11 protein-coding genes, 1 tRNA gene and 2 other annotated features are annotated in these 14,355 nt (G+C 37.2%); of the genes, 9 read left to right on the top strand and 3 right to left on the bottom strand.

Translation table 11 applies throughout. From position 1 onward, the window contains the following. Positions 1-392: 392 nt before the first annotated feature. The 4 genes from glmS (at position 393) to IGL36_RS08760 (ending at position 5,236) form a co-directional block, all read left to right on the top strand. Entirely contained in the window at positions 393-2,201 is a 1,809-nt protein-coding gene (glmS, locus tag IGL36_RS08775; protein WP_002356940.1) for a glutamine--fructose-6-phosphate transaminase (isomerizing), read from the top strand. A 316-nt stretch (positions 2,202-2,517) separates the two neighbouring features. After that, positions 2,518-3,756 (top strand): aminoacyltransferase, encoded by a 1,239-nt coding sequence (locus IGL36_RS08770; RefSeq protein ID WP_002359935.1) that lies wholly within the window; start codon positions 2,518-2,520, stop codon positions 3,754-3,756. Positions 3,757-3,804: 48 nt separating this feature from the next. Further along, complete coding sequence (locus IGL36_RS08765; protein WP_002356942.1) at positions 3,805-4,095, top strand: hypothetical protein; 291 nt, start codon at positions 3,805-3,807, stop codon at positions 4,093-4,095. 175 nt (positions 4,096-4,270) lie between these two features. After that, a complete protein-coding gene (locus IGL36_RS08760; protein ID WP_002364261.1) occupies positions 4,271-5,236 on the top strand; it encodes a hypothetical protein in 966 nt (321 codons plus the stop codon). Positions 5,237-5,323: 87 nt separating this feature from the next. Here the strand turns inward: IGL36_RS08760 and IGL36_RS08755 are convergent, their stop codons facing one another. From IGL36_RS08755 to IGL36_RS08745, 3 genes are all read right to left on the bottom strand, one after another. Beyond that, complete coding sequence (locus IGL36_RS08755) at positions 5,324-5,503, bottom strand: hypothetical protein (protein ID WP_002383739.1); 180 nt, start codon at positions 5,501-5,503, stop codon at positions 5,324-5,326. 212 nt (positions 5,504-5,715) lie between these two features. Continuing rightward, complete coding sequence (locus IGL36_RS08750; RefSeq protein ID WP_002398069.1) at positions 5,716-7,206, bottom strand: glucosyltransferase domain-containing protein; 1,491 nt, start codon at positions 7,204-7,206, stop codon at positions 5,716-5,718. 156 nt (positions 7,207-7,362) lie between these two features. Next, positions 7,363-7,435, bottom strand: a tRNA-Thr gene (locus IGL36_RS08745). A 263-nt stretch (positions 7,436-7,698) separates the two neighbouring features. Continuing rightward, positions 7,699-7,944, top strand: a binding site (T-box leader). Positions 7,945-8,267: 323 nt separating this feature from the next. After that, positions 8,268-8,518 (top strand) — a binding site (T-box leader). An 85-nt stretch (positions 8,519-8,603) separates the two neighbouring features. On the opposite strand from IGL36_RS08745, the gene IGL36_RS08740 reads away from it, so the two are divergent. The 5 genes from IGL36_RS08740 to IGL36_RS08720 all read left to right on the top strand — a co-directional run bounded on the left by IGL36_RS08740 (position 8,604) and on the right by IGL36_RS08720 (position 14,342). Further along, the gene (locus IGL36_RS08740) at positions 8,604-9,674 is read left to right on the top strand and encodes a methionine ABC transporter ATP-binding protein (RefSeq protein ID WP_002356948.1); all 1,071 of its coding nucleotides are present in this window, start codon (positions 8,604-8,606) and stop codon (positions 9,672-9,674) included. An 18-nt stretch (positions 9,675-9,692) separates the two neighbouring features. Continuing rightward, positions 9,693-10,373 carry a methionine ABC transporter permease gene (locus tag IGL36_RS08735; protein ID WP_002359998.1) on the top strand — a complete coding sequence of 227 codons (681 nt, stop codon included), beginning with the start codon at positions 9,693-9,695 and terminating at the stop codon, positions 10,371-10,373. A gap of 19 nt (positions 10,374-10,392) precedes the next feature. Further along, positions 10,393-11,226 (top strand): MetQ/NlpA family ABC transporter substrate-binding protein, encoded by an 834-nt coding sequence (locus IGL36_RS08730; RefSeq protein ID WP_002374505.1) that lies wholly within the window; start codon positions 10,393-10,395, stop codon positions 11,224-11,226. A gap of 14 nt (positions 11,227-11,240) precedes the next feature. Beyond that, positions 11,241-12,434 (top strand): amidohydrolase, encoded by a 1,194-nt coding sequence (locus IGL36_RS08725; RefSeq protein ID WP_002398070.1) that lies wholly within the window; start codon positions 11,241-11,243, stop codon positions 12,432-12,434. A 369-nt stretch (positions 12,435-12,803) separates the two neighbouring features. After that, on the top strand, positions 12,804-14,342 hold the full coding sequence (locus IGL36_RS08720; protein ID WP_002362078.1) for an ABC-F family ATP-binding cassette domain-containing protein: 1,539 nt from the start codon (positions 12,804-12,806) through the stop codon (positions 14,340-14,342). Positions 14,343-14,355 lie beyond the last annotated feature (13 nt).

The raw sequence follows: 14,355 nt of genomic DNA, 5'->3' as shown, positions 1-14,355 counted from the left end.
AAGAATCTAGTACTTTCGCTTACTATGAGTGTACTAGATTCTTTTTTTACAACTTTAAAGAACTAGACCAATTTCCGGTTTTTAGATTTTTGTTGACAAGTACCTACTTTTAATTGTATGATTGTTTATGTTTCTACGGAATATATTTACAAAGGAGGTATATAGACCAATATCGGATAGCGCCAGACCTGAACGTTCAGGTGACGAGGAGAGAGCTTATCGAAGATTCGGCGGGTGGCTCTAGGGACTGCACTCTACAGATAACAAAGAAAAACTAATTGTGAAGTTAGAACAAAGCGGTTATCACGCAGGTAGAAACATATAATGGGATTTGCTAGTTAAACAGGACCTAGTAAATACAGAATTTCAATTGGAAAGTAGGAATTAGCATTATGTGTGGAATTGTCGGAATGATTGGAAAAGAAAATGTCACGGAAAGTTTGATTCAAGGATTAACAAAATTGGAATATAGAGGTTATGATTCTGCTGGGATTTGTGTGAATGATCAAAGCCAACAGCCCCATGTAGTTAAGGCAGTTGGGGGCATTGCCGATTTAGCAGCAAAATTAACGCCAGAAATCGATGGAACAGTTGGTATTGGTCATACTCGTTGGGCCACTCATGGCGAACCAACTGTCGCCAATGCACATCCCCATGTTTCAAGCGATCAACGCTTTGCATTAGTGCATAATGGTGTCATTGAAAACTTTGAAGAATTAAAAGAACAATTTTTAAGTGGTGCTCACTTAATTGGTGATACAGATACTGAAATCGTCGTTCAATTAATTGCTCATTTTGCTGAAAATGGTTTTTCAACAAAAGATGCTTTTAAAGCGGCTTTAGCCGAAATTAAAGGTTCATACGCTTTTGCATTAATGGATAAAATGGACCCCAATACTATCTATGTAGCGAAAAATAAAAGCCCGTTACTTATCGGTCTAGGTGAAGGCTTTAATGTTATTTGCAGTGATGCGATGGCGATGATTAAAGAAACCAATCAATTTGTTGAGATTGTTGATGGTGAAATTGTAACTGTTACAGCGGACAAAGTAGTAATCGAAACGCCAGAAGGACAAGTAATCAACCGAGAACCTTTTGAAGCGCAATTAGATTTAAATGACATTGAAAAAGGAACATATCCGTTTTATATGCTCAAAGAAATTGATGAACAACCTGCAGTGATGCGCAAAATTGTTCAAGCGTATACTCAAGGTGAAAAAGTGACTTTAGATGAGGCGTTACTTGAAAAAATTAATCAATGTGACCGAATTTACATTATTGCTTGTGGAACAAGTTATAATGCAGGTTGGGTCGGAAAATCTTTAATTGAAACGATTGCCAGTATTCCTGTGGAAGTTCATTTATCAAGCGAATTTGGCTACAACATGCCTATTTTATCTGAAAAACCGTTCTTCATTTTCTTAAGTCAAAGTGGTGAAACGGCAGATAGCCGCCAAGTACTGGTACAGGTTAATGAATTAGGGCATCCATCACTTACATTAACAAATGTTGCTGGCTCAACATTATCACGTGAAGCGGACGATACCTTGTTATTACACGCAGGACCAGAAATTGCTGTCGCTTCCACCAAAGCTTATACTGCTCAAATCGCTGTCTTAGCTATTTTAGCAAAAGCAATTGGCGAAGAACGCCAAACATTAGCAGCCGTCTCATTTGATGTGGCTCACGAATTGAGCGTGGTAGCAGCTGTCATGGAAACCTTGATTGATGAAAAACAACAAATGAAAGCCTTAGTGGAAGATTATCTGACGTATACTCGAAATGCCTTCTATATCGGGCGAGGAGTCGACTATTATGTGTCGATGGAAGCGGCCTTGAAGTTGAAAGAAATTTCCTACATTCAAGCAGAAGGCTTTGCGGCAGGTGAATTGAAGCATGGAACGATTGCCTTAATTGAAGAAGGAACACCTGTGATTGGGATTGTGACAGATGCCAAAGTCGCAGCCCATACAAGAGGCAATTTAAAGGAAGTCGAAAGTCGTGGAGCAAGAAATATTGTGATTGCCTTGGAATCCTTGGCAAAACCACAGGACCAACTGATTATTCCAGATGTTCATCCGTTACTTTCTGCCTTAGTTAGCATTGTTCCAGGTCAATTATTAGCGTACTATGCAACCTTACAAAGAGGCTACGATGTTGATAAACCAAGGAACTTGGCCAAAAGTGTAACTGTTGAGTAAATCAAGAACCTGAGAGAAAGATGTTTAACGGGTTCTCATAAGTTTTTGAGCGTGGAGCAAAAATCCAAAGTGATTTTTGTCCCACGCTCAAATATTTTTTATAAAAGAAAGATATTCAGTCAAAAATGAAAGATTCCAAAGAAATTCTTTTTTTCCGTTGAAAACTGTTTGCATTTTAGCAAAATTAGATATAATTAATAAGAACCGAAAAATAAGAATTAGCCAGTGAGGTAACTTTGTTTGAAAGAAAGCAAAAATTAGGTTAAGCTGAAAAGTGCTAATTTATTTAACAAAAAAAGATTGTGAGTTGTTTGATATGGATCAGTTTAGTACATTAACTGAACAAGAATTTACTACCTTTGCAATGACACATCCTGCAGGTAACTTTTTAGAAACACCCGAAATGAAACATTTATTGGAACGACGTGGCTGGCATTGTGAATACGTTGGCGTCAAACGAGAAGGTCAACTAATTGCTGCGTGTATCCTAAGCAAGAAAAAAGTCAAAATTGGTTATGCTTTCGACATTGACGGCGGAATTTTGATGGATTATACAGATAAAAAATGTGTAGAAGCCTTTTTCACAGGCTTAAAAAAATATGTGAAAAAAAATGATGGCCTTTATTTAACCTTTACTCCAAATAAACAAATTTGTTTACGTGATTTTAATGGCGGTGAAGTTGAAAAGGTCAATCAAGAAACATTTGACTATTTCACATCAATTGGTTTTGAACACCAAGGGTTTGATGTGCACAATTTTGATGGCGCGCCACGTTGGCTGTTTGTCAAAGATATGGCTGGATTAACAGAAGAAGATCTTTGGAAATCTTATGGAAAAGATGCTAAATATGACATCAAGAAAACATGGGAATATGGAGTAACAACCCGAGAACTTCGTTACGAAGAGTTACCTCTCTTTAAGAAATTAACGGAAGAAACAAGTGCACGACGTAATTTTGAAGATAAGGATTTAGCTTATTACCAAGCTGTTTATGAAGAGTTTGGCGAACGAGCGAAATTTATGGTGGCGGAACTAAACTTTGCTACTTATTTAGAAAATCTTCATGAGAAATTACGCAAATTACAAGAGACGCTCAACGAAGTCAATGAAGCGTTAATTGCCAATCCTAAAAGCCGTAAAAAAAATAACCAGAAACGTGAATTTGAAGATGAAGTTCGTACCGTGCGCAAACGGATTGACGAAGCTAAAGAAATGAAAACATCAGATGAACCTGAAATTTTAGCAGGCGCCTTATTCATTGTTCATCCACAAGAAGTTGTTTACTTGTTTAGTGGTACGTATGAAAAATATAAACAATACTATGCACCGTATTTAATTCAACATAAAATGTTAACTTACACAGTAGAAAATAACATTCCCAAATATAATTTTTATGGCGTTGACGGTGTCTTTGATGGAAGTGATGGGGTTCTTAAATTCAAACAATCCTTTGGTGGTCATGTCGAAGAATTAATGGGCAATTTCCAATGGAAAGCCAAACCAATGAAATATGCCTTATATCACGCATTAAAAACAATTAAAGAAAAAGTCTAAAATTAAAACTCAATCCTAAAAAAGGAATGGAAAAAGTGAGGCGTTTAAATGGAAAATCAAGTCGAGGTTATGACGTATGCACAGTTAAAAGAAATTATGCAGGTGTTAGAAGCAAACGAAGCGATTACAGAAGATACAAAAGTCTTTATTGATACAGGCTGGGATAGCGTGCAAGAAGTAGCACCAGATGCAGTCAGTATTGAAAAAGTTGCTAAATTTACAGTAGCAGATGTTTTAACAAACGAAAGTTTTGCTGGGTATAGTTTAGAAGAAAAGGCGGAGAAGATGAACGCTGAAGGCGACCTAGAAACGGCAATTATTATTCGTAATCTTTACTAAAAAAGTCCGTTTGAATAGTTAAAATCGAGGTCGGGACAGAAGTGTATAGCTCCGAGCAACGCGTAGTGTTGGTTCTATTCCCGCCGGTTATCAGGTTTTGAGCCTGGAGCAAAAATCCAAAGTGATTTTTGTCCCAGGCTCATCTGCTTTAAATAAGAAATAAAGGAGGTTAGATATGAGTACCATTCATGAATTTCCCAAAAACTATGAACGTTTTATTGCACAAGGAGAAGAAGCACTTGTAGAACATAATCAGATCGCCGCTTTAGAAAATTTTCAACAAGCCTATCAGCTACAACAAACGCCGCCAGTAAACCAAAAAATTGTCCAATTATTGTTGGAAATGGGTGAAGCTGACGAAGCACTAGCATTGGCAGAAGCGTTCCAAGAGACTTATTTTGAGAACCTTGAAACAGCGGCAATTTATATGCAAATTTATAGTCAAAGTCGTCGCTTTATTGAAGGGTATATTTTATTGAAGCAATTACTTCAAACTAAAAAAATAACGCTAGCACAACAAAAAACGTTAGAACAGCAATTAATGCAAGTGGAAGAGGCGTATCAACAATTAGAAACGCAGCAAATTCAAGCAATTAAAAGGAACTTGTTAGTAAGCGATCAATTGCCCGTTTATCAACAATTAGCGAACATTAAAACCAGTTTATATTTGCCTAAACCAGTATTTGTGGAAGTCGCAAAAGATTTAGTTATGAACCAAGCACTTAGTTATTTTGCTCGGGAATGGTTCATTGAAGAATTAGCACTGTTGCAATTTTCAGAACCACTGACTTTTCTTTGGTATGACAATCAGCCTCAGACAGTTTTACTAGAAGGGAAAACCGGACCGTTAAATACGCCGATCTATTCCAAAATTTGTACTGAACTTAGGAATCGTTTAGAAAATGATGATCCAATTATGCTGCAGCATTTGGAAGAAGAAATTCGGTTGCATCTTGCCTATTTGTATCCATTAGCAGAGACGGTTATTTCAGATCCAACTATCTGGGTCTTGGGTTATTTGGCAACCTACTATCCTAAATATATTGAAAAAGAATTGACTGAAGCCAAAGGTCATCAAATCGATGCTGTTCAAAATGTTCAACAGGCGATACGAACGGCATTTACACAAATAATGCTTTAAAAAATGGCACGTCCTAAAAGCGAGGACGTGCCATTTTTTCGGTTTCAGAAATTTGCTGAATCTGCTCTAATTGCTTTTCTTGACTGATTATTGCGGATAATAGAAAAAAGCAAGACAGAAATAAGTAAAAAGAATTCCTTGAATCAAGCAAATCACAACGAACAATGGCGTTGCTCCTGGAAAAGAATCAGAAATCCGTGTAATTAAAAATTCAACTAACCACAAAATCATTGAAAATAAAAATAATTTTTTCTGACGAGTTCTCATAGTCCGCAACAACCTTTCTGGTGATTTTCACTTCTCTATCATAACATAGAAAACGAGCTGTTTTTTCTCAAAAATTTTGTTACTTCATAAGAAAAATGGGAAATAAGCAAGTTTCAGGAAGTACTAGCTTTACCGAAAAGAATACTTAATCCATCTTAATCAAACCATACAGTCACGTTTATTGCAAAAGAAGTGTTTTTGGATGAAACAAATTATTTCATAAACACAAATATTTCTTTGTTGTTTGTATAAATGTCATAAAAGTGATTACTTACTACTTTTTGATTTTTAGACATATCCGTATCGGTCAGTGGTACCATCTCTACTCCTAAATTCGATGAAGTATTGAACCAAACGTAATTAGGGAAGTATAGACCGTCATTTGGTGGCACAATTTTTGAAAGAATTGGGTAGTTTCGACTTGTATTAGCATAAACAGTTGAATTTTTGAAAAACGTATTTAAATAAACTTGTTTTCGTTCGTTTGTTACAACATTTTTTAAATCATCTGTTAAAACAGCTGCTTGGCGATTGAATGCTTCTTTTTGATAGTTTAATGTGGAAGAATACACCAAAACAAACGATAAAATATAATAAGATAACAAGCTGGCCACAAGTAACGAAGTTAGATAAATTGCTTTCACTTGTCGATTGTTAAATAAACTTAACATGCTGATTGTAACAAAAACAGCAAATCCGTAAATATAGCGAGGCGCATCACCAGCGATATTTCTTGAATAGACAATAAAAATACCAAAACTTAAGAGAGAAGCAAGTCCTAAATACAAGATACAATAAAGGAAACTTAGGCCTAAGTTGATTTTGCTATTTGATAGATGACTAATAAAAAATAAAACAAGCAGCAGGAGCAGTAATAAAAGCCATAAACGATTACTTTGATTCAATAGCTCTGAAAAATAATGGTAACTATTTTGATAAGCCACACTGGGAATATCGTGCAAACTTGGTAAGGCCTGACTGCCCCCAATGTTGTTTGTTGCGGAAGGTACAAATTTTAACTCGATAAGGTAGCTGACTATAGAAAGTAGATAAGCGATAGCAGCAAGTGCGACTTTTTTACAAAGAGCAATGAAATTTTCTCCAGCAAGTAACTGCTTGAAAGTAAGGAATAAGACGATAACTATATAAATTCCTGACGAGGCTTGGTAAGTATTAAACATAACAAACAGTGAAAAGACAGAAACCAAGAAAAACGTAAAAGAATTACGCTGCCACCAATAAAAAGGAAGAAACGAACAAAAAATACTCAATGCCATATAGGGACTATCAAACCTGAAACTAAGACATTGAAGGAACCAAGGATTGAGGCCAATTAAAGTAGCTACTAAAGAGGAACCCCAGCTAATTTTTTGGTCATTGATGATATAAATAGCCAGTATGCTTGTGAGAGATAAGATAAGACCTGTTAGAATCGGTGTGGTCAAGCCCAGATCTGTCAAATGACGACTTCCTTGAACAAACCATGAGAGAAATTCACTGCCCCAACGTGCGTAAGTCGTACCAAAATCTGTCATTCCAGCGACTTGGCGAGCATTATCATCTAAGTAAGGGAAATTGATAATGCCGATGGATAAAACTGCCACTTGATAAATTAAAATGATCAATAGAAGATAGGCTTTATTTTCAATACACCAATTCTTTAAATCAAATTTTTTTGATTCTGTAGGTAATTGTTTCATCATTGTACTCCACTCCAATAATTATTTAACAATTAAAATATACCATAACGAGTGGAATGAAGAAATTGCTTTTGTTATTTTCTCATCTTGACAGAACACTAAGTGTAGGCAAAACAAAAAATCCCAACTCTTTATTAAAGAGTTGGGATTTTACCAAAAAGCCACCTGCCGGGCTTGAACCGGCGACCCCCACCTTACCATGGTGGTGCTCTACCAACTGAGCTAAGGCGGCGTTTTCAAAGGCTAAACTAACTCGAGGATTGCAACGAAGTGAAACCCATAGAGTTCACTTTCAAAGGCTACACTGCGACGAGTAATCGTCAAAGTTCCTTTTGAAAAATCGTACAAATCTCGTGCACAAGAAATAGAATAACGTATAGACGAAAGTTTGTCAATTGCTCTTTCGTAAAAAAAGAAAAATGATTTTTTTCTAAGAAAAACTGTTGACAATCTCTTTTTTCTCTAGTAAAGTGTAAATCAACATCACAGATAACTATTCATTCGTTGAAGAGAAGAGTAAATTTTGATGACCTTCAAAAGAGAGTCCTGATTGGTGAAAAGGGACAAGGTTCAGAAAAGTTGAAGATGGCCTCTGAGAATAAATTGCTGATAAGTAAGCAATTTCGGCTAAGCACCCGTTACCATGTGCACCAAGTTAATAAAGACTTGGATAAGAGATGAGATATAAAGAATCAGTTATATTTCGAAAAAAGGTGGTACCGCGAATCATTCGCCCTTTACTAGCAAAACGCTAGTGAAGGGCTTTTTGCTGTGAATCACTACGACTGGCGCGAAGCGACAGAGTAGATGCTGTCTGCGATTACTCGACGCAGTATGGCCTTTGTAAGTGATGAACAGTACAAGATGACCGAAGGGCAAGTTGTGTCATTTGCACGAAAGTGTTCCTACGATTCTCGCCACAGTCAAATCCTGTTGAGAAGAACTACGACTGATGCAAAGAGAGAGCAGCTATTATCTGCGATTACTCGATGCTTGAAGGGGTAGGAACTCTAGTCTGTTTGATTTTGAAAATAAACGAAAATCAGTTTAAAATGAATAGAAATAAAAAAGCAGTGATATAGTAAGTACAAGACTTGATTTGTCTAACAGAGAGCCTAGGTAGCTGAGAATAGGTGACAAAGACGTTTTGGAAAATGGCTATTGAGCAAGCGCTCCGAGTGTTAAACACAAGGCGGCGACGGGGGCTCCCGTTATCGAGCTAGGGTATCGAACATGTTGTTCCGTACTTGAAAAGGGAATTTGTGTGAGCAAATTCTGAACATGAGGTGGTAACACGCAAAAAAGCGTCCTCAACGATACAACTCGAGTTGTGTCGTTGAGGATGCTTTTTTCTTTTTTATGAAAAAATGCAGGTTGGTAAGAATGAAGGGGGATAAAGAATGATTGAACTAAAAAATATCAGTGTGACATTTCAACAAAAAAAACAAGAAATTCAGGCTGTCCAAGATGTGTCTTTGACAATTGATAAAGGGGATATCTACGGAATTGTTGGTTATTCCGGTGCTGGAAAAAGTACGCTAGTACGGGTAATTAATTTATTGCAACGACCAACAGCGGGCACCGTTATTATTAACAAAGAAAATATTTTAACTTTTTCTAAAAAGGAATTACGACAACAACGAAAAAAGATTGGAATGATTTTTCAACATTTTAATTTGATGAAAGAGCGGACCATATTTAGTAATATCGATTTTTCATTAAAATATTCTGGGCTAAGTAAAAGTGAACGGCGTCAAAAAATCAGCCATTTATTAGAGCTAGTTGGACTAAGTGAAAAACGGGACGCTTACCCCAGTCAACTATCAGGAGGGCAAAAACAGCGAGTTGCGATTGCCCGCGCTTTAGCAAATGATCCTGAAATTTTACTTTGTGATGAAGCGACGAGTGCGTTAGATCCAAAAACAACGGGACAGATTTTAGCCTTGTTAAAAAAGTTAAATCAAGAACTGAACTTGACGATTGTCTTAATCACCCATGAAATGCAAGTGGTTAAAGAAATTTGTAATAAAGTCGCGGTGATGGAAAATGGCTGCGTTGTCGAATCAAACGATATTGTTTCGATTTTTAGTCAACCCCAACAACCTTTAACCAAAGATTTTATTCGGACAGCAACTCATATTGATCAAGCATTAACCACGATTCTTGAACATCCTAAATTAGCTGATTTAGATAAAAATCAAGAATTAATTGAGTTTTCTTATGTGGGAGATCAAACGAACGAGCCATTAATTGCACAATTGTATAGCCAATATCAGGTGTATACGAATATCCTTTATGGCAATGTCGAAATTGTTCAAAATGTTCCTATTGGCCATTTAATTGTGGTGCTTTCTGGTGATGAGGCCCAGCGTCAACAAGCCCTTACTTATTTAGCGAAACAAGGCGTGCGAACCAATGTTTTGAAAACCTATCAGCAAACGAAGCAAAAGCAGAATTTACAGGTGATTTAAAAAAGGAGTGAACTGAGAATGTATCAATTATTTGAGAAATATTTTCCGAATGTTGTCCAATTAAAACAAGAGTTTCTTCAAAGTACATGGGAAACATTATACATGGTTTTTTGGACAGCATTGATTGCTGGTGTGTTAGGAGTCTTGTTGGGTGTCGTGCTTGTTAGTACTGGCCCCAGTGGTGTTTTGAAAAATCCACCCCTGTATAGTGTCTTAGAAAAAATTATTAATGTTTGCCGCTCTATTCCTTTCATTATTATGCTTGCACTGATTCAACCATTAACACGAATTTTGGCAGGAACGACAATTGGTACAACCGCAGCGTTAGTCCCATTAGTTATTGGCGTAATTCCGTTCTTCGCGCGCCAAATTGAAAATGCGTTATTAGAAGTGGATCCTGGCGTTATTGAAGCGGCAGAAGCCATGGGGACGAGTCCCTTAGGGATTATTTTTCGGGTTTATCTAATTGAAGGGTTACCAAGTATTATTCGTGTTTCAGCGGTGACAATTATTAATTTGATTGGATTAACAGCCATGGCAGGAGCGATTGGAGCCGGTGGTCTGGGCAACTTAGCGATTACTCGAGGATACAATCGGTTTCAAACCGATGTGACATTTATGGCCACGTTAATTATTTTAATTATGGTATTTATTAGTCAAGCCATTAGTAATCAATTAATCAAAAAAACATCACATTAGAAAAAAGGAGAAATGACAAATGAAAAAATTTAGTAAATTAATTGGACTTATTGGGGTATTAGCTTTTACGATTGCAGGTTGTGCATCGGGGGCTGCGAAGGATACTAAGACAGAAACCGTTAAACTAGGGGTTGTAGGAACAAAAAATGATGAATGGGAATCGGTCAAAGACCGTTTGAAAAAGAAAAATATTGATCTACAATTGGTAGAATTTACAGACTATACGCAACCCAATGCAGCATTAGCAGAAAAAGAAATTGATTTAAATGCCTTTCAGCATCAAATCTTTTTAGACAATTACAATAAAGAACATGGGACGAAATTAGTATCAATTGGCAATACAGTCAATGCACCATTGGGAATTTACGCCAATAAATTGAAAGATATCACGAAAATTAAAGACGGCGGAGAAATTGCTATTCCTAATGACCCAACGAATGGTGGGCGGGCGTTAATTTTATTACAAACTGCAGGACTGATAAAAGTTGATCCTGCGAAACAGCAACTACCGACTGTCAGTGATATTACTGAAAATAAACGCCAATTGAAAATAACTGAATTAGATGCTACGCAAACAGCGCGCGCTTTACAAGATGTCGATGCTTCAGTGATTAATAGCGGCATGGCTGTCGATGCTGGGTATACACCAGATAAAGATGCTATTTTCTTAGAACCTGTAAACGAAAAAGCGAAACCTTATGTGAACATTGTCGTGGCCCGAGAAGAAGATCAAGAGAATAAACTTTATCAAAAAGTTGTAGAAGAATATCAACAAGAAGAAACGAAAAAGGTCATTGCAGAAACATCAAAAGGCGCCAATGTTCCAGCCTGGGAAACATTTGGTAAAAAATAAAGGAGGCATTTATAATGAGTACAACAACGATTCAAACAATCCAAGAAGCTATTGCTACAGAAAAGGAATGGATAATCCATTTAAGACGCCATTTTCATCAATACCCTGAAGCAAGTTTAAAAGAATATGAAACGATTAAGCGAATTAAAGAAGAACTACTAGCCTTAGCTATTCCTTTTGTAGAAGTAGGGGAAACGGGTGTTTTAGCAACCATTGAAGGAAGTCTTGGCGCTGGCAAAACGATTTTGTTACGTGCAGATATTGATGCGTTGGAATTGCCAGATGCAACAGGTGCTGCCTATGCTTCTAAAAATCCAGGACTCAATCATGCTTGTGGACACGATGGTCATGCGGCAGCATTGCTAGGTGCAGCTAAAGTGCTCAAAAAACATCAGGATACCTTTTCAGGAACGATTAAACTGGCCTTCCAGCCAGCTGAAGAAATTGGTGCAGGCGCTCGACAATTTGTGGAAGGAAATTATTTAGAAGCAATCGACCAAGTGTTTGGGATTCATTTAGATTCTAGTGTGCCGGTCGGGAAATTAGTCGCTACCAAAGGCGCCACCAACGCCTCTTGTGATATTTTTAAAATTGAAGTCAGTGGTCAAAGTAGTCACGTCGCTCAACCACAGAATGGCCGAGATGCTGTTTTAGCAGCAGCCAGTATCGTTGTGGAATTACAAAAAATTGTAGCTCGCGAGATTGATCCTTTAGATTCTGTCGTAGTAGGAATTGGCGTTTTACAAGCAGGAACACGCTATAATATTGTAGCAAACCAGGCAACCATTGAAGGTACTGTTCGAACATTTAGTCAGGAAACGCGCCAATTTGTTTTACAACGAGTCGAAGAAATTGCCCATGAAATTGCCCAGTCTCATCGCACAGAAATTGCTGATTTTTCTGTTTATGCGGCAGCGAATCCATTAATTAATGAAGAACAAGCAACCAAGCGTGCACAGCAGGTAGCCAGTGAAATTGTTGGTTTTGAAAATGTTGTGACCGATCATCCTAAAAGTTTAGGGGCGGATGATTTTGCTGATTACTTAGCGGTAATTCCTGGTATCTATGGACGGGTCGGTTCACGAAACCCTGAAAATCCTGCTACTCATTTTGGACACCATCATGAACAATTTGATATTGATGAACGTGCCTTACTTTTAGCAGCAGAGTACCACGTACGCTATGCATTAAACTATTTGTCAGAATAATAGGGATAGGGAGCCGACAAAATGATTGTTTGTGGGCTCCTTTCGTTATAAACCAACGTGGCTTGCTTTCTTGTCATTCTATGGTAGAATACAAGCATAAGAAAGGTGATTCACATGTTTTTTGTTTTAACTGATAAATTAACAAGAAAAGTAGCTCCCGATAGTTTAAGAACAGATGAAGCACTGTTGTGGAGCCGAGCAATTAATTTCTTCATCGCTTGATAGCACATTTTTTGACTAGAAAAGCTAGTCTTATTTGAGTGTACGTACAAGCGGTTGTCGGGGTTTCTGTCAGGATGGACGACGTGCAGACGTGGTTCTTTTTTTGTTGTCCCAAAATAATCAGTTAACAAGAAAGAAGTGACGAAAATGAGTATTTTAACTATTGAACATTTAACGCATCGATTTGGCGAAAAGGTCTTGTATGAAGAGGCTTCATTGCAAGTGAATAAAGGGGATCATTTAGGCTTAACTGGCCAAAATGGTGTCGGCAAATCCACCTTAATTAAAATTTTAACGGGGGAAGTATTGCCAGACGAAGGAACGATTCAGTGGCAAAAAAATTGCAAGATTGGGTACTTGGATCAGCATGTTTCTGTAGAACAATCACTAACGATGGTTGATTTTTTGAAACAAGCCTTTCAAGAACTTTTTGATAAAGAAGCGAAACTGACAAAACTTTATGAAGAATACAGTCAAACGGCTTCGGAAAAACTTTTAGAACAAGCAGGCAAATTACAAACAGATTTAGATGAAAGTAATTTTTACCAAATCGACACGATTATTCAGGATTTAGCCAATGGGTTAGGACTACAAGCAATTGGTTTGGATAAAAAGTTAGGGGAGCTAAGCGGTGGTCAACGTTCAAAAGTGATTTTAGCAAAATTATTGTTAGAGGCCCCTGATGTGTTACTTTTAGATGAACCCACCAACTATTTAGATGATACACATATTCAATGGCTTGTTCGCTATCTGAATAATTTTGAAGGAAGCTTTCTATTAGTCTCTCATGATTATCAATTTTTAAATGAAGTGACGAATTGCATCGCAGATATTGAGTTTGGCAAATTAACCAAATATACTGGAAATGTAGAAAAATCTTTTGCACAAAAAGAGCAGAATAAACAAACCTATTTGAAACAGTATCAGGCCCAACAAGAAAAAATTGAAAAAATGGAAGCTTATATTCGTAAATACAAAGCTGGAAATCGAGCAACGATGGCTAAAAGTCGACAAAAACAATTGGACCGGTTGGAACGATTGACTCCGCCAGGTTCCTTGACTAAGCCAGCGATTGAATTTCCTTATCAAGGGTTAGTTGCAACGCAAGCACTAACGACCCAGAAGTTAGTTGTCGGCTATCGGGAACCTTTGTTAGAACCGTTAGATTTAATGGTTCATGTCGGTGAAAAAGTCGCATTGAAAGGCTTTAATGGGATTGGCAAATCAACATTAATTAAAACGTTGACGAAAGTGATTCCTTCATTAGATGGAGAATTTCATTATCCGCTGAATACCAAAATTGCTTATTTTACCCAAGACTTAGCGTGGCCTAATGAGCAGTTAACGCCGCTAGACTATTTATCAGATCGTTTTCCAGATACAACGATTAAAGAGCGAAGAAGTCATTTGGCTAGAGCAGGTTTACCAGATAAGTTAGCAATGCAGTCGTTAGCCCTGTTAAGCGGTGGTGAGCAAACAAAAGTAAAACTAGCGGAACTAATGATGCAAACTAGTAATTTGTTATTTTTAGATGAGCCAACCAATCATATTGATGAAGCGGCCAAAAAAAGTTTACAAGAAGCAATTCACGTTTATCCAGGAACGGTTTTTCTGGTTTCCCATGAAGCAGATTTTTATGAAGAAATTGTGGATCGAGTAATTGATATTGAGGAATTAGTTAAATAAAGAAGAAAGAACC

It is taken from the genome of Enterococcus sp. AZ011 (assembly GCF_050548355.1).
In the GTDB taxonomy this organism is placed as follows: Bacteria; Bacillota; Bacilli; order Lactobacillales; family Enterococcaceae; genus Enterococcus; species Enterococcus faecalis.
Note: the sequence above shows the minus strand (reverse complement) of the source record. Positions and strands in the feature narration are given on the sequence as shown.

Excerpts from the sequence above, each read along its gene's own strand:
- IGL36_RS08720 (WP_002362078.1), top strand. The coding sequence starts at position 12,804 with ATGAGTATTTTAACTATTGAACATTTAACGCATCGATTTGGCGAAAAG.
- IGL36_RS08735 (WP_002359998.1), top strand. The coding sequence starts at position 9,693 with ATGTATCAATTATTTGAGAAATATTTTCCGAATGTTGTCCAATTAAAA.
- IGL36_RS08730 (WP_002374505.1), top strand. The coding sequence starts at position 10,393 with ATGAAAAAATTTAGTAAATTAATTGGACTTATTGGGGTATTAGCTTTT.
- IGL36_RS08770 (WP_002359935.1), top strand. The coding sequence starts at position 2,518 with ATGGATCAGTTTAGTACATTAACTGAACAAGAATTTACTACCTTTGCA.
- IGL36_RS08750 (WP_002398069.1), bottom strand. The coding sequence starts at position 7,206 with ATGATGAAACAATTACCTACAGAATCAAAAAAATTTGATTTAAAGAAT.
- IGL36_RS08740 (WP_002356948.1), top strand. The coding sequence starts at position 8,604 with ATGATTGAACTAAAAAATATCAGTGTGACATTTCAACAAAAAAAACAA.
- IGL36_RS08765 (WP_002356942.1), top strand. The coding sequence starts at position 3,805 with ATGGAAAATCAAGTCGAGGTTATGACGTATGCACAGTTAAAAGAAATT.
- IGL36_RS08760 (WP_002364261.1), top strand. The coding sequence starts at position 4,271 with ATGAGTACCATTCATGAATTTCCCAAAAACTATGAACGTTTTATTGCA.
- IGL36_RS08755 (WP_002383739.1), bottom strand. The coding sequence starts at position 5,503 with ATGAGAACTCGTCAGAAAAAATTATTTTTATTTTCAATGATTTTGTGG.
- IGL36_RS08725 (WP_002398070.1), top strand. The coding sequence starts at position 11,241 with ATGAGTACAACAACGATTCAAACAATCCAAGAAGCTATTGCTACAGAA.
- glmS (WP_002356940.1), top strand. The coding sequence starts at position 393 with ATGTGTGGAATTGTCGGAATGATTGGAAAAGAAAATGTCACGGAAAGT.